This is a genomic window from Chryseosolibacter histidinae (assembly GCF_018598225.1).
Lineage (GTDB): Bacteria > Bacteroidota > Bacteroidia > Cytophagales > Cyclobacteriaceae > Chryseosolibacter > Chryseosolibacter histidini.
Map to the genome: position 1 here is coordinate 65,272 of NZ_JAHESF010000006.1, position 20,403 is coordinate 85,674.

The 20,403-nt window shown below is 49.9% G+C and carries 19 protein-coding genes; 4 read left to right on the forward strand and 15 right to left on the reverse strand.

What is annotated here, in order from left to right; genetic code table 11:
- Nucleotides 1-36: 36 nt before the first annotated feature.
- Nucleotides 37-1,419, forward strand: a complete 1,383-nt coding sequence (locus KK083_RS07915) for a glycoside hydrolase family 140 protein (RefSeq protein WP_254162243.1) — start codon at nucleotides 37-39, stop codon at nucleotides 1,417-1,419.
- 227 nt (nucleotides 1,420-1,646) lie between these two features.
- Here KK083_RS07915 and KK083_RS07920 read toward each other — a convergent pair whose 3' ends face one another.
- The gene (locus KK083_RS07920; RefSeq protein ID WP_254162245.1) at nucleotides 1,647-3,524 is read right to left on the reverse strand and encodes a DUF349 domain-containing protein; all 1,878 of its coding nucleotides are present in this window, start codon (nucleotides 3,522-3,524) and stop codon (nucleotides 1,647-1,649) included.
- A 35-nt stretch (nucleotides 3,525-3,559) separates the two neighbouring features.
- Nucleotides 3,560-4,135: a YqgE/AlgH family protein gene (locus tag KK083_RS07925; protein WP_254162246.1), complete on the reverse strand. Its 576-nt coding sequence runs from the start codon at nucleotides 4,133-4,135 to the stop codon at nucleotides 3,560-3,562.
- Between the two features lie 185 nt (nucleotides 4,136-4,320).
- Here KK083_RS07925 and pdxH point away from each other — a divergent pair, with 185 nt between their 5' ends.
- Nucleotides 4,321-4,962 (forward strand): pyridoxamine 5'-phosphate oxidase, encoded by a 642-nt coding sequence (pdxH, locus tag KK083_RS07930; RefSeq protein ID WP_254162247.1) that lies wholly within the window; start codon nucleotides 4,321-4,323, stop codon nucleotides 4,960-4,962.
- Between the two features lie 165 nt (nucleotides 4,963-5,127).
- Here pdxH and bshB1 read toward each other — a convergent pair whose 3' ends face one another.
- The 11 genes from bshB1 to KK083_RS07985 all read right to left on the reverse strand — a co-directional run bounded on the left by bshB1 (nucleotide 5,128) and on the right by KK083_RS07985 (nucleotide 16,962).
- Nucleotides 5,128-5,847, reverse strand: a complete 720-nt coding sequence (bshB1, locus tag KK083_RS07935; protein WP_254162248.1) for a bacillithiol biosynthesis deacetylase BshB1 — start codon at nucleotides 5,845-5,847, stop codon at nucleotides 5,128-5,130.
- Nucleotides 5,848-5,863: 16 nt separating this feature from the next.
- Nucleotides 5,864-6,814, reverse strand: coding sequence for a thioredoxin-disulfide reductase (gene trxB / locus KK083_RS07940; protein WP_254162249.1), 951 nt, complete (start codon nucleotides 6,812-6,814; stop codon nucleotides 5,864-5,866).
- Between the two features lie 80 nt (nucleotides 6,815-6,894).
- Nucleotides 6,895-7,758 carry a sigma-70 family RNA polymerase sigma factor gene (locus tag KK083_RS07945; RefSeq protein ID WP_073130761.1) on the reverse strand — a complete coding sequence of 288 codons (864 nt, stop codon included), beginning with the start codon at nucleotides 7,756-7,758 and terminating at the stop codon, nucleotides 6,895-6,897.
- Nucleotides 7,759-7,831: 73 nt separating this feature from the next.
- Entirely contained in the window at nucleotides 7,832-9,979 is a 2,148-nt protein-coding gene (gene pnp, locus KK083_RS07950; protein ID WP_254162250.1) for a polyribonucleotide nucleotidyltransferase, read from the reverse strand.
- Nucleotides 9,980-10,073: 94 nt separating this feature from the next.
- Nucleotides 10,074-10,349 (reverse strand): 30S ribosomal protein S15, encoded by a 276-nt coding sequence (gene rpsO / locus KK083_RS07955; RefSeq protein ID WP_254162252.1) that lies wholly within the window; start codon nucleotides 10,347-10,349, stop codon nucleotides 10,074-10,076.
- Nucleotides 10,350-10,424: 75 nt separating this feature from the next.
- Nucleotides 10,425-12,179: an LptF/LptG family permease gene (locus tag KK083_RS07960; RefSeq protein ID WP_254162254.1), complete on the reverse strand. Its 1,755-nt coding sequence runs from the start codon at nucleotides 12,177-12,179 to the stop codon at nucleotides 10,425-10,427.
- Between the two features lie 151 nt (nucleotides 12,180-12,330).
- Nucleotides 12,331-13,779, reverse strand: coding sequence for an LptF/LptG family permease (locus KK083_RS07965; RefSeq protein WP_254162256.1), 1,449 nt, complete (start codon nucleotides 13,777-13,779; stop codon nucleotides 12,331-12,333).
- Nucleotides 13,780-13,906: 127 nt separating this feature from the next.
- Nucleotides 13,907-14,830 carry an IS3 family transposase gene (locus KK083_RS07970; RefSeq protein ID WP_254162258.1) on the reverse strand — a complete coding sequence of 308 codons (924 nt, stop codon included), beginning with the start codon at nucleotides 14,828-14,830 and terminating at the stop codon, nucleotides 13,907-13,909.
- A 52-nt stretch (nucleotides 14,831-14,882) separates the two neighbouring features.
- Nucleotides 14,883-15,233, reverse strand: a complete 351-nt coding sequence (locus KK083_RS07975) for a transposase (protein ID WP_254162260.1) — start codon at nucleotides 15,231-15,233, stop codon at nucleotides 14,883-14,885.
- 122 nt (nucleotides 15,234-15,355) lie between these two features.
- Nucleotides 15,356-15,772, reverse strand: a complete 417-nt coding sequence (locus KK083_RS07980; protein WP_254162261.1) for an START-like domain-containing protein — start codon at nucleotides 15,770-15,772, stop codon at nucleotides 15,356-15,358.
- Between the two features lie 206 nt (nucleotides 15,773-15,978).
- Entirely contained in the window at nucleotides 15,979-16,962 is a 984-nt protein-coding gene (locus KK083_RS07985; protein WP_254162263.1) for a helix-turn-helix transcriptional regulator, read from the reverse strand.
- A 93-nt stretch (nucleotides 16,963-17,055) separates the two neighbouring features.
- On the opposite strand from KK083_RS07985, the gene KK083_RS07990 reads away from it, so the two are divergent.
- Together KK083_RS07990 and KK083_RS07995 are read left to right on the forward strand one after the other, a co-directional pair.
- Nucleotides 17,056-17,556 (forward strand): transposase, encoded by a 501-nt coding sequence (locus KK083_RS07990; RefSeq protein ID WP_254162265.1) that lies wholly within the window; start codon nucleotides 17,056-17,058, stop codon nucleotides 17,554-17,556.
- Nucleotides 17,553-18,761, forward strand: coding sequence for an FAD-dependent oxidoreductase (locus KK083_RS07995; protein ID WP_254162267.1), 1,209 nt, complete (start codon nucleotides 17,553-17,555; stop codon nucleotides 18,759-18,761). The genes KK083_RS07990 and KK083_RS07995 overlap by 4 nt, the downstream gene beginning before the upstream one ends.
- 81 nt (nucleotides 18,762-18,842) lie before the next feature.
- Here KK083_RS07995 and KK083_RS08000 read toward each other — a convergent pair whose 3' ends face one another.
- Together KK083_RS08000 and KK083_RS08005 are read right to left on the reverse strand one after the other, a co-directional pair.
- Nucleotides 18,843-19,289: a hypothetical protein gene (locus KK083_RS08000; protein ID WP_254162269.1), complete on the reverse strand. Its 447-nt coding sequence runs from the start codon at nucleotides 19,287-19,289 to the stop codon at nucleotides 18,843-18,845.
- Nucleotides 19,290-19,533: 244 nt separating this feature from the next.
- On the reverse strand, nucleotides 19,534-20,184 hold the full coding sequence (locus KK083_RS08005; RefSeq protein ID WP_254162271.1) for a hypothetical protein: 651 nt from the start codon (nucleotides 20,182-20,184) through the stop codon (nucleotides 19,534-19,536).
- Nucleotides 20,185-20,403 lie beyond the last annotated feature (219 nt).

The window sequence follows — 20,403 nt, forward strand, 5'->3', positions numbered from 1 at the left end:
TTGTTCAGGTCAGCGAGATCATTTAAAGTCAAGGATATGAGGACCAGAATTGTAATCACGCTTCTTGTCATGCTCGTTACCACATCCGCGCTACAGGCACAGCTCCGGGTCAGTGACAACAAACGCTTCCTGATAACGCATGACGGCGAACCTTTCTTCTGGCTGGGCGATACAGCCTGGGAGCTCTTTCACAGGCTCACGCGTGAAGAAGCAGAGAAGTACCTGCGTGACCGGGCGCGACAGAAGTTCACCGTGATCCAGGCCGTGGTGCTCGCAGAAATGGATGGACTTCAAACGCCCAACGCCTATAACGAAATACCACTCGAAGCCAACGATCCCACCAAACCACGGGAGGCCTACTTTCAGCATGTGGATTTTATCATCGACAAAGCTGCCGGGCTTGGGTTATACATCGCGCTGTTTCCCACCTGGGGCGACAAAGTATTCAAGAACCGTTGGGGCATTGGACCGGAGATCTTTAACCAAGAGAATGCAAGGGTCTATGGCACCTGGATCGGCAACCGTTACAAGTCGCGCAAGAACGTCATCTGGGTATTGGGCGGAGACCGTACGCCGCGAAACGAAAGTGATGTTGCCATCTGGCGATCGATGGCAGAAGGTATTGTCACCGGTGCAGGCGGCTATGATCAGACGCTCATGACATTTCATCCGCAGCCCAACGACGTCAACGATGGCGGCTCGGCGAAGTGGTTTCACAACGATGCATGGCTCGACTTCAACATGCTGCAGACAGGCCATTGCCGCGAGAACAATGTGTGGGACAGGATCAAAGCAGCGTATGACAAAACGCCTGCGAAACCTGTGCTGGACGGCGAGCCCTTGTATGAGGATCATCCTGTATGTTTCAACGCCAAAGACCTGGGTACTTCAAGCGCCTACGATGTGCGCATGTTCGCCTACATCGATGTGTTTGCAGGCGCTTTCGGTCACACTTACGGATGCCATGATATCTGGCAGATGAACGCGCCGTCTCGCCAGCCGATCAATGGCGCGCATTATCCCTGGTATGAGGCCATCGATCTTCCGGGAGCACAACAGATGCAATACCTGCGGGCGCTGATCGAATCAAGGCCGATGCTTGACCGTGTGCCCGACCAGTCTTTGATCAATGATGCGAGGGGCAGCAACGATCACATCCAGGCTACCCGTGGTAAGGACTACTTGTTCGTTTACAGTGCCCAGGGAAAAAGTTTTACTGTGAACACAGCGAGGATCTCCGGCAGCATGTTGGTGGCCCGCTGGTATGATCCCCGAACGGGTGAAGTAAAGGATGCAGGGCGTTTCGAAGGCAGAGAAGCAAAAACGTTCACACCGCCCACGTCGGGCTATGGACATGACTGGGTGCTGATGATTGACGATGCTTCGAAGAATTTTTCCCTTCCGGGGATGTCGAAATAAGGGTGGCCGGGCTTCTGAAACTTAAGCTTGTGTGAGTGATAAAGATTCGGACCGCTCCGAGGCCGCGTGGGCCCCGTCATATGCCATTCGGACTCACCCAACCCACACATGCCCCTTCCAGGCCAAAGGTTGGCTTATGTCCTCATGTCATATGACTGAAGGAAGCTACGTTCACCGCTATGGTGGCAGCCTTTGCTATGGACAGTGGAGCGTCGACTGTGGACTACTTACGAAACCGTTCTCAGCATCTTGAGCTGTTGCTTCAGCTGCTGCAGGTGATCGCTGGCGGTTTTGATCTTGTCGTTGAACTCGTCGCGCACTTTTTCTGCGTTCTGCGACTTCCCGAAGAATTCGAGGTTATTCTTCCAGAGGGCAATATCGTTCTCAACTTTTGAGATCTTCTTGCGGATGGCGAGCTCTTTCTGAAAGATCTTGCGATCGCCCATCGGATCTTTGCGTAGATCGCTCAGCTGATTCTCCAGCAATACGCGGCTTCTTTCATCCTCCGTCAGGTCAGGGATGGCGTTGACAAATCTCTGAACGGCTTCGTGATAGCGGTTCTTCACAACGCTGATATCCTTGCGCGGAACAAATCCAATAGAGTTATAACGATCCTGGAGGTCGTGCAGAAGGTCAACGGAAGCACTGCCTTCCTGGGCGTTTTTCTCGAGCTCTTCGCAGATGGCTGTCTTCACGTTCAGGTTGTCGATCTGCTCTTGCTCTACCTTGCCCTGCTGGCCTCTCCGTTGTGCGAAGAAGTAGTCGCAGGCATCCTTGAATTCCTTGAACACTTTTTCCCGGAATTTTTCAGGCACGGGACCAACATCTTTCCACTTTTGCTGGAGGTTTTTCAGCTCGTTGGAAGTTTTATCCCAGTCCTGGCTTTCCTTCAGCTCGAGTGCTTTTTTAACAAGGTCGTTCTTGATCTGGAGGTTGTTCTCACGTTCTTCATCCAGCTTTTTGAAGAACGCATTCTTGTTGTTGAAGAACGACTTGAAAGCCGACCAGAATTTTTTGTTTACCTCTTTGGCCTTTGCACGGGGAAGGCCACCAACGGTTTCCCAACGTTTCTGCAGGTCAAGGATCTCTTTGGTCTTTTCGTTCCACTCCTTGATGCGGTCGGTCTGATAAGTAGCATAGGCCTGGGCTTCGTCTCCGAGCTTTGTTTTTTGCTCGAGGTTGGCCTGGAGGTCCTGCTGCAGCTTTTGCAGGTACGTATCACGTCTGGCATATACGGCATCAGATGCTGCCTTGAATCGTTGCCAGATGGTTTCTTTGTCTTCGATGGGTACGGGACCGATATGCTTGAACTCATGGTGAAGCTCGTTCAGCTCGCGGATGGCATCTTTGATGATCTCCACGCCGGCCAGTCGCTCAGCCCGTACACAGAGGTCGAGCTTCGACTCGTAATTTTTTTTGCGGTCGAGCTCCTTCAGCTCGAAGTAGATGCTTTGATTGTCATAGAACCGGTCTACCAGGGCGTGGTAATTGGCCCAAAGGGTTTTGGCCTGCGCACCGGGTACCGCCCCGATACTTCTCCACTCCTTCTGTAGTTCTTTGAAAGCTTCGAACTGATGGGTGTTGTCTTGTGCCTCCATCAGCACACGGAGCTTTTCTATGAGCTCCTGCTTGCGTTGCAGGTTGGTGTTCTTCTGCTCTTCCTGCTGGCGCAGGTATTGCATTCTGCGGTCTTTGATCAGCTTGAGGTTGGCATCAAAAGTAATGTCTAGCTCATCGCCCTTGTAGTCGAAATCTTCCTGGATGCCACCTCCTTCCAGAAACCGCTGAAGGGCTGCCGCCCTCTCCTTGTCTCTGATCTCATCGTAGTGCGGTTTGATCTCTTTGATCACCGACTCAACTTTCATGTAGTTGGTATCTTTCGCAAGGTCTTTGACCAGGCCGACAAACTGCGCTTTTGTAAAATTGGTGTAGTCTGCGTGCTTGTGCTCTTCATCGAAGAGTTCCGCGGACTCATCGTGTTCCGGCAGATCAACCTCTGATTGCAGCGCTACTTTTTCATGGGTATTGGTTAACCCGGCTCCCTGTGCCTGTACAGGTTCAAGCTCTCGTTTGTCTCTTTCCATTTCCATGGTCAATGAATCCATTACTTACGTCATTTACGCTAAGTTACTAAAAATGCCTAATTCAATCTCGGATCTACCGGGTAGTTGGAATATACAGAGAATCGTCCCCCCATGCTTTCGAGGGCTTTTCTCCACATAATCTGCGGATCGGTTTCGAACAAAAGCTGATCCGTAACAAAATCGCAAACGATCCATGAATCCTGTTCCAGCTCCGTATCCAACTGGCCAGGCCCCCATCCGCTGTACCCCAGGAAAAACCTGACATCGTTTGCCGATATCTGTTTGGTATCGTTGAGCACGATCAGGTTCTCAAAGTCGCCACCCCAATAAACGTTACCGGCTATTTCCACTGCATTGCTCACACTGGCGTTGCGATGAATGAAGTGCAACGTATCCTGCTGAACCGGCCCTCCTACGTATACGATATTTTCGAACGAAGCGATGTCTTCCATGACCTCATTGACCTTCAGTATGGAAGGTTTATTCAACACAAAACCGAATGAGCCCTCGTCATTATGCTCGCACAACAAAACCACCGTACGTTCGAAGTTCGGGTCCGGCAAAAAAGGCTCTGAGATCAACAAGCGGCCTTTTTCAGGTTTCAGTTTATTCCGATACTTAAAGAATTCCATCTGTTACTGGGGTATTGCTGCATAAATTAAAAATACGGCGGTATGAATAAGAACAATTAATGGACTTTCTTTCAATACCTGAATAAAATACTTCGCCATCATCTATGCAAATCTTATTTCTTTGATAAATTTCGTGCCTGCAAAATAAATTTTACTGCACCGTATGATGCGTGCAACACAACCGTATGCAAAACATTGCTGATTTACGAAAAGAATATTCCCGGGCAACCCTCGATATCTCTAATGTGCTGACTGATCCGGTGAAGCAGTTTGAAAAGTGGTTTGACGAAGCCGTTCAGGCTGGTGTAACAGAACCCAACGCCATGCATTTCGCAACGGTCAATGAGCAGGGAAAACCATCATCACGCATTGTGTTGCTCAAAGGAATCGAGGATGGAAGGTTTATCTTTTACACGAACTACCAGAGCAAAAAAGGAAAAGAGCTTGAAACCAACCCCGCGTGTGCGCTAACTTTCTTCTGGCCAGACATCGAACGGCAGGTGCGCATAGAGGGTATTGCAACACGTGTCGATCAGGCAACCTCCGATCAGTATTTCCAGAGCAGGCCGAGAGGTTCGCAGATCGGTGCCTGGGCATCGCCCCAAAGCACCATCATCAAAGACCGCGATATCCTTGAGGACCGCGCGTCACAGATCGAAAAGAAGTTTGAAAACAACAAGGTGTTGCCGCGCCCACACCAATGGGGCGGATATCAGATCGAACCGCTGCTGATAGAATTCTGGCAAGGACGGGCGAGCAGGCTGCATGACCGGATCCAGTTTGTAAAAACAGACGGCGTGTGGAAGGCGTACAGGCTTGCCCCGTAGGAATAGTTGACAATTGACAATGAAACAATTGACAACGTTCGGAGTGGGAATCATGGTCTCGGCCGTGAAACCGGGAGCCCAGTCATCTTGCTGACTCAACGTGTTGTCAATTGCCCCTTGTCAACTGTCAATTTTACAAACGGTGCTTCGCTCTTGAATGTCAACCTAAATAAGGTCGAAGAGATTTCTCACTCCGGGATACCTTCTCACAGTGAAGCCTTCTCCATAGGTGGTACCAATGGCGTGGCCGAATTCAATGCCACGTGCTTCGATCATTTTCAGGAAGCCGGGTTTTGAGATGTACGTTTCGGGTTCGTTGCTGGCAGCATCAAAGAACTGGCTTTTGAATGCTTTGATGGCGTTCATTTTGATTTCCCAGTGATCGCTGACGTCAACGATAAAATGGGGTTCAATGAACAGACTCTGGATATAGTGATAGACGGCGGTGGGGCGCCATGGCGTTTGTTGTGCGCCGGATTCATCCTGTGTTTCGATCTTGGCCAATCCTGAGAGGAAGCATGCGTCATAGGCCAGTGAAGCGCCCTTACCGTGATCGATATGGCGATCATAAACGGCGTTGGCGAGCACGATGTCGGGGCGGTATTTGCGGATGCTCTGGATCACCGACAGCTGGCTTTGCTTATCGCTTTGAAAGAAACCGTCTTTAAGGCCCAGGTTTTCCCTTACGGCGATGCCCATGATCTTTGCCGAAGCGGCAGCTTCCTGCTTGCGGCTTTCGGGTGTTCCGCGGGTGCCGAGCTCTCCCCTGGTGAAGTCAATAATGCCTACTTTTTTTCCTGCTGCTGTGTGTTTGGCAATGGTGCCACCGGCCCCCAGTTCCGCATCGTCAGGATGGGCCGCCAGAACAAGTATATCTAATTTCATGGGATCAGAACGATGCTTAGTGTGCCATTTCCATTTCCTTGGCTACCAGGAATTTTTCGGCATCCAGCGCTCCCATACATCCCGTTCCTGCTGCTGTGATCGCCTGGCGGTATACTTTGTCGGCTGCATCGCCAACGGCAAATACGCCTTCGATATTCGTTTTGGTAGAGCCGGGTAAAACCTTGATATAACCGGTCTCATCCATATCGATATAACCCCTGAAGATCTCGGTATTGGGCTTGTGACCAATGGCCAGGAAGAAACCCTGGATGGAGATCTCTTTTTTCAGGCCGGTCTTGTTATCCACTACACGAACGCCTGTCACTTCATTACCGTTGCCGAGGATCTCTTCGGTCTCGGTGTTCCAGTGGATTTCAATGTTGGGCGTATTGAGCACGCGTTGTTGCATGATCTTGGATGCGCGCATCTCGTCACGGCGTACAAAGAGGTGTACTTTTTTAACGAGGTTAGCAAGGTACGTCGATTCTTCCGCCGCGGAGTCGCCGGCACCCACCACCGCTACTTCCTTACCACGGTAGAAGTATCCGTCGCATACGGCGCAGGCAGAAACGCCTTTGTTCGCGTAAGCCTCTTCCGACGGAATGCCCAGGTATTTTGCGGTAGCACCTGTGGCGATGATCACGGTCTCGGCGATGAGCTGATGCTTCTCATCCACCACCACCTTGTGCGGATAGCCGGAGAAATCGACTGACGTGACCAAACCATAATTGATCTTTGTACCGAAACGTTCAGCCTGCTTCTGGAGGTCTACCATCATCTGCGGGCCATTGACGCCATCCGGATACCCGGGGAAATTCTCGACGTCGTTGGTGATGGTAAGCTGGCCGCCGGGCTGGCCTCCGGTATAAAGCACGGGTTTCAGGCCGGCCCTTGCAGCATAAATAGCAGCCGTATATCCGGCCGGACCTGAGCCGATGATCAGTACTTTTATGGTCTCGTTCGTCATTTGATAATGTAGGATTTAGTTAACGGATAAAATAAAGGGCCTCATGGAGACCCTTAAAATTATTCTGAAATACGATATTATTAACCGAGGTAAGGCTTTAAAGCTTTGCTCCTTGAAGTGTGACGTAAACGTCTGATGGCCTTCTCCTTGATCTGACGCACGCGTTCGCGGGTCAGGTTGAATTTCTCACCGATCTCCTCCAGCGTCATGGAATGCTCGCCGTTGAGCCCGAAATACAGGGTGATCACATCGGCTTCGCGCTGGGTCAGCGTAGACAGGGCACGCTGCACTTCCCTGCGCAGGGAGTCGTTCATCAATCCTGAATCAGGAGTTTCTTCACTGTCGTTCTCGAGTACATCGAGCAGACTGTTCTCTTCGCCCTGAACGAAAGGTGCATCCATGGAAACATGGCGACCTGAGATCTTCATGGTATCCACAACTTCAGCCGTGGTCACATCAAGCACTTCGGCAAGCTCTTCGGGTGAAGGTTCGCGCTCATACTTCTGTTCCAGCTCTGAAAAAGTCTTGGAGATCTTGTTGAGTGATCCGACGCGGTTCAAAGGCAGGCGCACGATGCGTGATTGCTCGGCGAGTGCCTGAAGAATGGATTGACGGATCCACCATACGGCGTAGGAGATAAATTTGAAACCACGGGTTTCATCGAAACGTTGCGCGGCTTTGATCAGACCCAGGTTACCTTCGTTGATCAGGTCTCCGAGTGAAAGCCCCTGATTCTGATATTGCTTGGCAACAGACACCACGAAACGAAGATTGGCTTTAGTCAGTTTTTCCAGCGCGATCTGATCCCCTTCTTTAATCCTCTTCGCCAACTCTACTTCCTCATCGGGTGTAAGCAGATCAACCTTTCCAATTTCCTGAAGATATTTATCCAGTGACTGGCTTTCGCGGTTGGTAATTTGTTTACTGATCTTTAGCTGTCTCATTCCGGTTTATCGATACGTTTACTTTAACAATATAAGGTCAAAACTTAGTTCCTGTCAATTGATGCTACAACGATTATTCAGTAGGTGTTGTTTCCTTTTTAGGCGGTCTTGGGAGCAACACTTTCCTTGAAAGACGGAATTTGCCGGTTTTTTTGTCTACTTCGATCAGTTTTACCTTGATTTCTTCGCCTACTTCCAGTACACCTTCCATATTCTCCAGGCGCTCCCACTTGATTTCGGAGATGTGCAGCAAGCCGTCTTTGCCAGGCATAAATTCCACAAAAGCTCCGAAAGGCATGATGGACTTCACTTTTCCATCGTATACCTGTCCCACTTCGGGAACAGCGACAATGGCTTTGATGCGTTTCATTGCACCGTCCATAGACGCCTGATTGTTGGCGAATACGTTTACAACGCCCTTATTATCAACCTCTTCGATCACAACTGTAGCGCCGGTAGTGTTCTGAATATCTTGAACAATCTTGCCGCCAGGGCCGATAACTGCGCCAATAAGCTCTTTCTCGATGATGACGGTCTGCGCACGGGGTGCGTGGGGCTTGAGGTCGGGACGCGGCGCTGCAAGGGTCTTCTTCATCTCATTCAGGATGTGCAGGCGGCCTTCTTTTGCCTGAAGCAGTGCTTCTTTTAAAACGTCGTAGGTAAGGCCGTCTACTTTAAGGTCCATCTGGCATGCCGTGATACCTTTTTCAGTGCCGGTCACTTTAAAGTCCATATCGCCCAGGTGATCTTCATCACCGAGGATATCGGAAAGGATGGCGTATTTGCCGGTAGTGCTGTCTGAGATCATACCCATAGCGATGCCGGAAACAGGTCCTTTGATAGGAACACCGGCGTCCATAAGGGCCAGCGCGCCTGCGCATACGGTAGCCATAGATGACGAGCCGTTAGACTCGAGGATATCGGATACAACCCTGATGGTATACGGGTTATCGGCATCGGCAGGCACTACCTGCTTCAGCGCCCTGAGGGCCAGGTTACCGTGACCTACTTCCCTTCTGCCGGGGCCTCTGTTGGGTTTCACTTCGCCGGTTGAAAAACCAGGGAAGTTGTAATGGAGGATGAACTTGTTGGAGCCTTCGATCATGGCGCCATCGATCATCTGCTCATCCAGCTTGGTTCCGAGGGTAACGGTGGTCAGCGATTGTGTTTCGCCGCGGGTGAAGATAGCCGAACCGTGGGGTGACGGCAGGTAATCTACTTCAGACCAGATTGACCTGATCTCGGTGGTCTTGCGGCCGTCGAGCCTTACGCCTTCATTGAGCACAAGGTTACGGGCGGCTTTCTTCTGAATATCGTGGTAGTAATGCTTCACCAGATCCTTATCGATGGTAGAATCTTCAGGCAGTGAAGCGATGTAGTCGTCAATGATCTTGGCGAAACCTTCTGCCCTCAGGCTTTTGTTGGCGGTCTTCAGGGCGGCGTGGCCGTAGGTTTTATCGTACAGTAATTTCCAGAGCTCTGCTTTCAGATTTTCGTCATGGGTCTCGTGGCTGTAGGTACGCTTTTGCGTCTTACCTGCTGCCTGCGCGAACTCGATCTGAATGCGGCACTGATCTTTGATGGCTTCGTGGGCGGTTTTCAGCGCCTCGAGCATATCGTCTTCGCTTACTTCCTTCATCTCGCCTTCTACCATCAGGATGTTCTCGATGGAAGCTGCCACGATGAGGTCTATGTCGGCCTTGGCCTTGTCAGCCATGGTGGGGTTGATCACAAATTTACCGTCGACGCGGGCCACCCTTACTTCGGAGATGGGGCCGTTGAACGGGATGTCTGAAACAGCGAGTGCAGATGATGCTGCGAAAGCCGCCAGTGCATCGGGCACTGCGTTCTCGTCGCCGGAGATCAGGTAGATCATCACCTGGGTTTCTGCGTGGTAATCGTCCGGGAACAAGGGGCGGATGGCGCGGTCAACAAGACGGCTGATTAAGATCTCGTAGTCGGACAGTTTGCTTTCGCGTTTTAAGAAGCCTCCGGGGATCTTTCCGGTGGAAGCGAATTTTTCCTGGTAATCAACGGAAAGGGGAAGGAAGTCGGCTCCTTCAACGGGCTCATGTGCAGAAACGACGGTGGCGAGCAACATGGTATTGCCCATGCGGAGTACAACAGATCCATCGGCCTGGCGTGCGAGCTTGCCGGTCTCGATGGTTATTTCGCGGCCATCAGGCAGCTTACAGGTTTTTGAAATAACGGTTGGTTTCATATAAAATAGATATTGGGCAAAAAGACCCTGGCGGGGCTTAGTACCCGGAATAAAATGTAAAAAGGGAACCCTTTGGTTTGGTTCCCTGTGGAAGCTATTTTCTTAAATCGAGGTCTGATAACACAGATCTGTAGCGCTCAATGTTGGTCTTCTGAAGGTAATTGAGCAGCTTTTTGCGTTTTCCTACCAGCTTCATGAGGCCTTGCTGGGTAGAAAAGTCTTTCTTGTTCGCTTTTAAGTGCTCAGTTAAGTGATTGATCCTGTGGGTAAAGAGTGCAATTTGTGATTCCGCTGAGCCGGTCTCTTCTTTCTTCTTTCCGAAACCGTGCTTTTTAAACAGATCCTGCTTGATTTCTGTAGTTAAATACATCGCAAATTAGTTTTTTCCTTTTTTCAAGGGGCAAAGGTATCTAAAATCCTTTAAAACACCAAATTTTTCAAGATTTTAGGATGCAGTGCGGGTTTGCATTCTGCGCCGGGCCTTGATCCATTGCTTCGCACGGTCGAGCACAACCCTGTAGAAATCAGCATCAAACAAGCGGGCGTCCACACGTGCCTGCCGCAGAAAAATGGTACCAATAAATAACAGGATCAGGTCTGCCGCCCACACCCCTATCCACGGAGAAACGGCATTCTGCTTGGCCAGCTTTTCACCCTGCATGCTAAGCAGATAATACACAATAAAAAACAAGATGGATACCAGGAAAGGCACCCCGAGGCCTCCCCGCTTGATGATGGCACCCAACGGCGCTCCGATCAGGAACATGGCGATACAGGCCATCGAGCTCGCCAGGATCTTGTGCCACTGGATCTCAAAGACAGTCAGCTCAGTATCATAAGTATCCACCGATACATTGATGTTCTCCACCTGGCTTTTCACCTGCCGTGCCATATTGGTAGCAGCCTGCACAGAGGCCAGCTGCGGCTTCAGGGAAAAGAAACTGTCAAGCTTTGCCAGGATAATTGAATCCGCCTTGTAGCGTACGAGGCTTGTAGAATCACGTTGGATCTTTTTTGTGGCGATGCCGTCTTGCGACTTCATGGAATACTGCAGCGCCAGCAATCTTCTGACGTTGGACAGGGCCTTGGGCAGCTCCGGAGCTTTCTGAACCACTGTTGCCTGGGGAACCGGATTTACCGGAGTGGTTGCGGCGGGGATCTCACTTCTGCCATCGGCGTGTGCCTGGGCCTTCTCCTCGTGCTGGTATTTCAAGACATTAAGCGAGTCTCTTTTTTTCCGGAATGACTCAAGGTGCGGCGGCAGTGGCAGCGACTCCCGTTTTCTGAAATAGTTGAAATAGGTTGGCCTGTAGGTGTAATAGTTAAGGTGTTGCTGGTCGATCTCCGTGTTGATAGAATCGATGTCGTGATCCAGCTCGCCCATGTTGCGCATGATACGATTGCTTTCAAACCACTTCTTGTCTGTTCTTTTGAGGTCGTAAGACGAAAGATCGAAAACCACTTCGGTCTTTGAAAACTTGCTGCGGGTCAGCGATTCGGGTGACGCGTTCCGGTTGCCGGTTAGCTCGCGCTCGTCGCTGGCGCCTTCAGTATAATTGTAACCATTAAAAAGCTCGAACTTCAGGTAACGCTCGTTGAGGATGGTGGACATCCGGCCGGAGTCGGCTACGGTAACCTCTTTGTTGCCATCGTTCTTGCGATGATCGTAGACGATGATCTCCTTCAGCGCGTCTTCGTCTTCCGGAAATTTTTTGTTCACCTTGATGCTGATGTCAGGGATGCCGTTGTAAAATGTTCCTTCGCGGAGATCGAGCGCCGGCTTCTTTTGTTTGATATCGTACAGCAGGCTGTAGGCTTCCAGCGCTGCTTTGGGCACCAGATAGTTGTTGACATAAAAGGCTAATCCGGTCAGCATCAGCACAAAGAAGAATATCGGCTGCAGGGCGCGCAGCAAGGAGATACCCGCGCTTTTGATGGCGGTCAGCTCAAAATGCTCTCCCAGGTTACCGAAAGTAATAAGCGACGATAGCAGCATGGCCAGGGGCATGGCTACCGGGGTCATAAAAATGGCAAAATAGAACAGCAGCTGTCCTACCACATCCCATCCCAACCCTTTGCCGATGATGTCATCAAAATACTTGAGCATGTGCTGCATCAGCAAAATGAAAACCACGACCAGGAAGGTAAGGATAAAAGGACCTATAAAAGACTTTAATATTAGTTTATCGATTTTCTTCATGCGATCACCGCTGCGTCGGCTCCAAACAATACGGTTCAGGGGGCCAAATTACTCAAAAATGAGACAGCTCGCAGTATTAAAAAGTTTCAAGTTTCAAGTTTCAGGTTTCAAGCTGCTTCGATCGGAATCGGGCTTCGCTCAACTTTAAACCTTAAACTTTAAACTTTAAACTTTTAAATTTTAAACCCGACAGCCGGTGCGTGATCGTCTTGAATAGTGTATTATAGAAATCGGCTTCGAACAGGCGCCCGTCGTTGCGGGCCTGGCGCAGAAAGATAAAGCCGGTGATCGTGAGAATGATATTGGCACCCCAGGCGCCCGGAGTAACGGCCAGAATACCTTCCCGGGCCAGGTCTTCGCCATGCATGCCCAGCAGTGTATACACAATGAAGAAAAAAATGGAGACGAGGAACGGCATCCCCAGTCCTCCTCTTTTGATCAGCGCACCCAGCGGCGCTCCGATCAGGAACATTACCAGGCACGCTCCTGCCGTGGCCGGGATCTTTTGCTGCTGCAGCCTGAAAACGGCAAGCCCGGTATGGTAGTCTGCCATCAGCGTGTTGGTGTCCTGCAGGCGGCTTTTTATATCCCTTGCTCTATTGGTTGCCGCCTGAAGAATGGTGAGCGTTGGCCTGGTGGCGAACAGACTGTCTGTCAGAAGGGATTGAGCTCCGGTGGACAATGTCGAGGAATCGTTTCTCATGAAGAAGCTGAAAGCTCCTAACCGGTCCAGGTAGGCATAACGTTTCTGAAGGATCAGGTTTTTCATTGAATCGATATCGCCTGAAAGCTCTTCCATGTTCCGCATGCGGTAATCGGCAGCAAAGAATTTTGTATCAGTACGTTTGATGTCGAAGGATGACAGGTCATACACCATCTCCACTTTCGAGAACTTTCTTCGGCTTAACGGGTCGTGTTCTCTGCGCAGCACTTGATCGTCGGGTGAGATCTCGCTATACTGGTATCCGCTGAACAGCTCAACTTTCAGGTACCGTTCGTTCATGATGGTTGACATCCTGCCGGAGTCGGCTACGGTCACCTCTACCCTTTCATCGGCCTGATGATCATAGAGCACGATGTCTTTGAGCGCTGCGGCATCTTCCGGAAATTTTTTATTCACCTTGATGCTGATGCCAGGAAGGCCGTCGTAAAAGATCCCTTCGCGGATGTCGAGTGCCGGTTTCTTGTGTTTGATGTCGTACAAAAGGCTGTATGCCTGTAACGCCGCATTGGGCACCAGGTAGTTGTTGGCATACAGGGCCGCAGCGGTGAGGGCCAGCACGAGAAAGAATATTGGCCGGAGCACCCTGACCAGCGAGATACCGGTGCTCTTGATGGCGGTGAGCTCGAAGTGTTCGGCCAGGTTGCCGAAGGTCATCAGGGAAGCGAGCAGGATGGCGAGAGGCATGGCTGACGGTATCATCAGCACGGCAAAGTGCCCGAGAAATTGCATGAGCACTTCCAGCCCCAGGTCTTTTCCGATGATGTCGTCGAAGTAATAGAGCATGTGGCGCGTGAGCAATATAAAGACCACTACAAGGAAGGTGAGAATGAGCGGGCTGATGAAAGCGCGCAGGATCAGCTTGTCTATTTTTCTCATGCAGGATTTACGCAGGTAAAGCTGAGCGGGTGAGAATCAAAAATGGAGCCAGATTGAAAAAGAAGTCAGGAGCCAGGAGTAAGGAGTCAGAAGGTGTCGATCCCTAAAATTGGTTGACCGTTTTATACTAACCAATTACCATTGGGCAAACATGAACCTGAGGTTCTGTTTCTGGGTTAAAATCAGGGCGGCTCAATGCCGCTCTGATTTTAGGATTACCTTCGGTGTAAACAATCACCTTCGGTCTGTTCTGGGTGCTTAAATCTAACAATTGATTTTCAAACTGCCTTGGGGTTTGTTTTTGTGGCAGGTGACGATGGATCCTTTTTTCGTTATAGTGTGCTACCGCCCGGTCTAGTTCTTTTTTGAGCTCTGTCAGAGACCGGATTGTTTTCCTTTTAAGGTATTCATTTTTGATGGTACCATTTATCCTTTCGGCGTAGGCATTTTCTTGAGCGATTAGTCCCATGCTCAAGTACATGCCGTGGTTTCGAAGAATGTCGCGATATCGATTATCCACAAACTGACTTCCGCGATCGGAGTGATGGATTAGCCCATGGACTTGTGTAGCTTCTGTTAAAGCCATTCGAAGCGCCTTTAAGTTCGCCTCTGCTCTCATGTGATCACTGGCCTGGTACCCGCGTATAACTTTGGTGTAGATGTCTATGATAAATACAATGTAGTAGAAGGTCCCACCTATATTATAATAGGTAATATCGGTTTGCCACACTCGGTTCTTATCCCACACAAGTAATCCTTCAATCAGATTGGGATATCGTAAAACAGTTGGAATGGTGGTTTTAATGAAGTTGCGTTGTTTCTTCACCCGGTATCCTAGTCCCATAAACACATCAATGAATTTATCCCGGCCAAGCCAGGAGGGCTTTAACGTGTCATAAAGCTTTTCCAAACCACAGCCAGGGTGATCATCCCGAACTTCGTCAACGAGTATCTGCAATTCTGCCAGGCGATCGCTCCAGTCTTGCTGGCGATGATTGTATTTGTGGACGGCCTGTTTGCTAACCCCACCAATTTGATAAACTACGTTCATAGAAAAACCTATGCTTTTGATGTTTTCTCTGAACCAGTCGATGGTGGGGTATCTAAGTTTTTTTGATATCGATACCGTACTGAGATTTGGCTAGCTCGATCATCTTCTCTAGAAAATCGATATTGAGCTGCTTCTGACCAACGATACGCTCAAGCTCTGAAATCCGTTTTTGCAGCTCTTTTAACTTCTCCTTACTGCTGTCTGCCATCTCTACCACTTTGATCCTACGCTTATTATACGTAGAAAATTTATAAATCCAGCGATAAATTAATACCGGCTGGATATGGTAAAGTTGAGACATTTCTTGAACCGAAAACTGGCCCGTCTCATAATCTCTTACACAGGATTTTTTAAAATCCTCTGAAAATACTCGGCAGCTTTTTACTGTAATTTTCCTTGTCATAAGTTAACCGTTTATGGTCAACCTATTTCAGGGACGGACAAGGGCTGACGTTTTCGGATAGAGTAATGAGGCCAGGGTGCGGGCTTCGAAGGAGTGATAAGACGGAGAAACCTTTAGAAGTATTAGCCGCCTACGGTTTTACGGAGGGCTTCTACGAGGCCGTGCCAGAGGTCGTCGAGCTCTTTCATGTCGTCGAAGTCGGAATAGTCGATGACCTTGAGAAAAACGGACTGGGTAAGCTCGTTGAATTCCAGGCGAAGCTCGAAGTATGAAGGATCTTTTTCATCTGCGCCGTTCTCGGGCAGGAATTCGAAGCGTGCAAAATGGTTGGTGCGGTGTGCGATGAGGCGGGCTTTGTGCTCTTCGTTATCCCAATAGAAAGTAAAGACCTTGCTTTGATTGTTGATCTTCACATCATCGGCAAACCATTCCGCAAGTCCGCTGGCAGTCTGAATGTATGGATACAGCATCTTGATGGAGGCATGCACTTCATAATCTGCCGTAAACAATTTTTTCCTTGCCATCTGCGCCGTTGCCATATGTATTGGACTTACGAATTGAATTTATAGGATTTTCTTCATTATGACAAAAGATTGTGAGGATGAAAATAAAGAAAAAATACAGAAATTCAGAAGAACTGCACATTTCTTCGGCACGCCGGATGATGTTGGATGCCAATGACCTGAACCGGGGTAAATGCGTCAGTGCAAAGATGTGTGGTAGCGGCTGTTGCGACGTTTGCAACTTATTTCAATTGCCTGGGGGTTATCCCGTATTTCTTCTTGAAGGCCATGCTGAAATGTTGAACGGAGGAATAACCGAGTTGCTGGGCAATCTCGCTCATGGATTTTTTCTTTTCGCGCAGATCTGTTTTCGCCAGCTCGAGCCTGGTGTCGGATAAGTAGCCGAACACGGTGGTCTTGAACATTTCCTTAAAACCCTGCTTGAGCTTGAACTCGTTGATGCCGGTGACTTTTGCGAGCTCGGAGATGCTGGGCGGTGTATCGAGATGCTTCACCAGGTAATCACGCGCATACAGGATCCGTTCTTTATCACGATCTGTTTTAGCGTGCACATTTCTGGTGACCAGTGTTTGATTAAATGCTTCTGCCTGCATCACCAGGATCTCGATAGCTTTGGAAAGCAGGAACATCTTTTTCAGATCATCCTTATACCTGCAGCTCACCACCGCCTGGATCGCCTGCTGCATCGGCAGGTCGATCACGAGGTTCTGATCAGACAATGCCACCGATTTTCCGGCCAGCACTTTTTCACCAAAACGTTTCAGCACATCATTGGCATCTTCCGTGAGACGGAGAAATGCATCTCTTGTGAACTGGATCATGAACATGTTCGTGTAGAGATTCTCATTTCTCATGATGCCCGAGGTGCCATCGCCATAGATCATGTTATGCTGCTGCGGGCCAAAGATGAGGTCGCCGCCACTGAAATTTGACCGCAGTGTGGTTTTACCCCTCAGGTTAAAGTGAAGGTGCACAATATCCAGGTCTCCCTGCCACGCCATCTCCACGCATTCGCGGTAATGAAATTTGCCATGGCTCATCCGGATGCCGTCAAAGATCCATTGTGTCATGGTGGCATCTGCAATAAAGGGCAGCTCGGGCGTGATGGTGAACTCCTGCAACTTTTTGCTATCGAAGTCCTTTTCCGATTGCTCGTTGCGGTATACAACCTTGCTGTCTGCCGCGCTCCTTACCTCAAAGCCCATTTTACTTCTGATTCTATAAATTTTGCTCCCGCAGATATAAAAGCTTTGGCAGCTTCCGCCTGCAACTTTGCACAAAGTTAAAATTAAATCCCGATGGAAATTTCAAAAAAAGTCCTGGCCGACCAGGCGTTGTTAGTTACTACGGCGATCTACCTGCTGATCAACGGCGCAGGAATATGGGAAGAGGCGAACATTATTCCGTTGTGGACCGCTGCCCCACCCGCTTCGCTGCACATCTTTCAGGGCGACTACGGACTGCGTTACAAAAACTTCTGGATCATCGCGCATAGCGTACACGAGATCTTTTTTATCCTGGCCATCGTGCTGAACTGGAACGTCAGCGGCAGGAGAAATCCCCTGCTCATCATTTTCGGTGTTCATGCTGCCGTCAGGGTCTGGACCATTCTCTATTTCGCGCCCGTGCTCATGGAATTCTGGGAATATCCTATCGGCGATACCATCGATCCATTGTTGAAAACAAAAGCAGATGCCTGGGCATTCCGGAGTCACATCAGAAGCGCGGCGTTCCTGCTGTTGTCGTTTGCCATGATCCCGCTGAACAAAAGTTACTTCATCAAAACAATCAAAGCATGAAACGCACACATGCCATCATTATCGGTGCCGGAATAGCAGGCCCAACCATGGCTTTATTCCTGAAGAAGGCCGGCATCACGGCTGCCATTTATGAAGCTTATGGAGATCTGAGTGATATCGGCGGGCCGCTCAACATCGCACCTAACGGGATGCATATACTGCATGCGCTGGGACTTGCACAACAGGTGATGGATCACGGAGCGGTGATCGATACAAACACGTTCCTGAACGCGAAAGGAAAATGCATCGCCTCTTTCGTCAACGCCGACGCCCGTAAATTCGGTTTTGCCACGGTGTCGATACCCCGGGCGGAGCTGCACCGGATACTCGTTGATGCCGCGCAGGAACAAGGTATTCCTATCCACTATGGCAAGAAGCTGAAAAACATCCGCGACCGCGAAGGGCAACCTGTTATCGCCGCATTTGAAGACGGAACCACAGCAGCAGGTGATCTTTTGATCGGCGCTGATGGCATCAATTCATTTACACGCAGCCTCGTGTTGCCTGAAAGCCCCTCGCCTGAATTCACGGGTGTTATCGGTATCGGCGGATTTACCGATGCCAGCGCGGCAGAAGGATCCGGATTGCTGGCACCTAACGTGATGTATATGAGCTTCGGCCCCGGTGAGTTCTTCGGGTTCAGCAGGATCTGCCCGGGGAATGCAAGCGCTATCGGCTGGTGGGTCAATCTTCCGGTCGACCGCGAAGTGCCCAAAGAAGAGATCAGGAATGTATCGCTGGAAAAGATGAAGGCTGACCTGCTGATCCGTTTTAAGGGCTGGCATGCGCCTGTCGAAAATATCATCCGTAATACCAATACGCTCATGATGCACAACATCCAGGACCTTCACAACGTCAGGCGGTGGCATAAGGGAAGGGTGATCCTGATTGGCGATGCTGCTCATGCCATGGCGCCACATGCAGGCCAGGGTGCGTCCACTTCTATGGAAGATGCCATGTTGCTCGCAAAACTACTCCGTGATCCGCATGGAAATTATGGGCAGGTATTTGAGGACTTTCAACTCGCGCGGCAAGACAGGGTGAGCAGCATCATCGAGCAGGCACGCAAGTATGGCAACTCTAAAAAGATATTGTCGCCAGTAGCCGTAGCGTTCAGGGATCTCTTCATGCGGGTGTTCATGAGGCTTTTTGGCCCACGACTCAATGCCAGGGTCTACGCTTACAGGATCCACTGGAATGAATGACGATCCAGTGCAAAAAGAAAAAGCCGCCCGGCTACAAACCTGGCAGCTTTTCATCTGTTGAAGCTCGTTTCGCCTGAGTCGTCACGGGTTTACGGTGACCACCACACTGCTGCCGGCGGTATGCCCGCCGGTGATGCCAGTGATCTGAAAAGTGATCTGGCTCGCGGAAGTTTGTGAATGCGTAAGGGTGAAAGTGCCAACCAGGATCTGTCCACTGGTCTGGCATTCTGCATCCGGGTCGTTGATGCATTCCGGGATGGTGGGGTTCACTGGAAGCGAAGGTGTGGCGCTGACAAAGGTGCTGGTTTTGTTAACGGTGATCGTTCCGGCTTTGGGGCAGCCTCCGGCCTGATAAACGGCATAGATGCTTACCTGGCCGCCGTTGCTCACCGTTGCCGCGCTGGCGCTAAGATTCCATTGCCCTGCTGTACACGACGGCGGATCTCCGGGCTGAGCCAGGGCTGCTGAAACGCTGAAAACAACCAGGGCGATCACTGCCCCGGCGCAAAAGGTCGACTTTTTTTTCATAGCGAGTTTTTGTTTAAGTATTTCAGGGAAGGTAATGAGCGCGCGGTAGCGGCTGCTTACGTTTGGCGGAATTTATTTGTGTATACCCATACCGATACTCCCTGTGAATACTCCTTTTTGACTACGTACACTAAAAACAAAACGACGCGCTTGTCATCGCCTATACCTTCCTATGGGATTGGTATCAAACAAAAAAGACCACGCACGGGGTGGTCTTTCCTGATAGAAGTATTTTTTTTAGTTCTTACCTCGCTGCAACGGCTGACATGAGGATGGGATAGACTATGAGAAATATTCCTGAACCGTGATTCCAGATATCGGCGGTCCACATTACTTTCTCATTTTTATCTAATGCTGCCAATACCAGGTGTTCCTGGCCTTGCTCATCCAGTCCTTTGGCGATGTAAACACCGGTGGCGCCGGGTTGAGACAACAGGTTCTCAAATACCTTTTTACCGTAGAGATGGCCACCCAGCTCGTTTTTCTTTTGTACCTGCTGGAATTTTTCGATCATGGGGCGCGCCATCAGATCGTCCAGCACATAGCCTGCAGATTGTTCGTTACCGGTAACTGTGAGAACGGCCTTCGAATCTTTGAGCATGGCGCCGTTTTCGGTTGCGGCTTTCAGGATAAGCCTTTCGTTACCTTCGTTATCCAACCCTTTGATCAGGTAAACTCCGCTCGCATCGGCGGTGCGGAACACTTCCTGGATCATGTCGGCGCTACAACGGTGCACTGATGTGATGTTGAACTGTTTCCGGTAGTTATTGATCCATTGCTCTCCGGTTTCCCTGGAGATCCGGGCGCCCAGGCTGGAGACAGCTGTGGTTTGTGCATACGTCAGGCTACCCGCCATCACCATGATGAGGGCAACCAATGGTCTAAGGTTTCGCATAGGGTTTTAAATTAGTTTACTCAATATAATAATTTTTAATTAATAACAAGTTCTCCCGTAATGTTTGGCATGCTCAATCCGGGAAGGTAGCCCGGTATGCTTGAAATTTGAATTAGCACAAATATGTGAGGGGTTTTGATGATTGTTTTCTCAATTTTGCAAGGACGTTAGATTGAGCTATACAAATGTTATCTGCCCAGCGTAGCTTCATTCAATCAA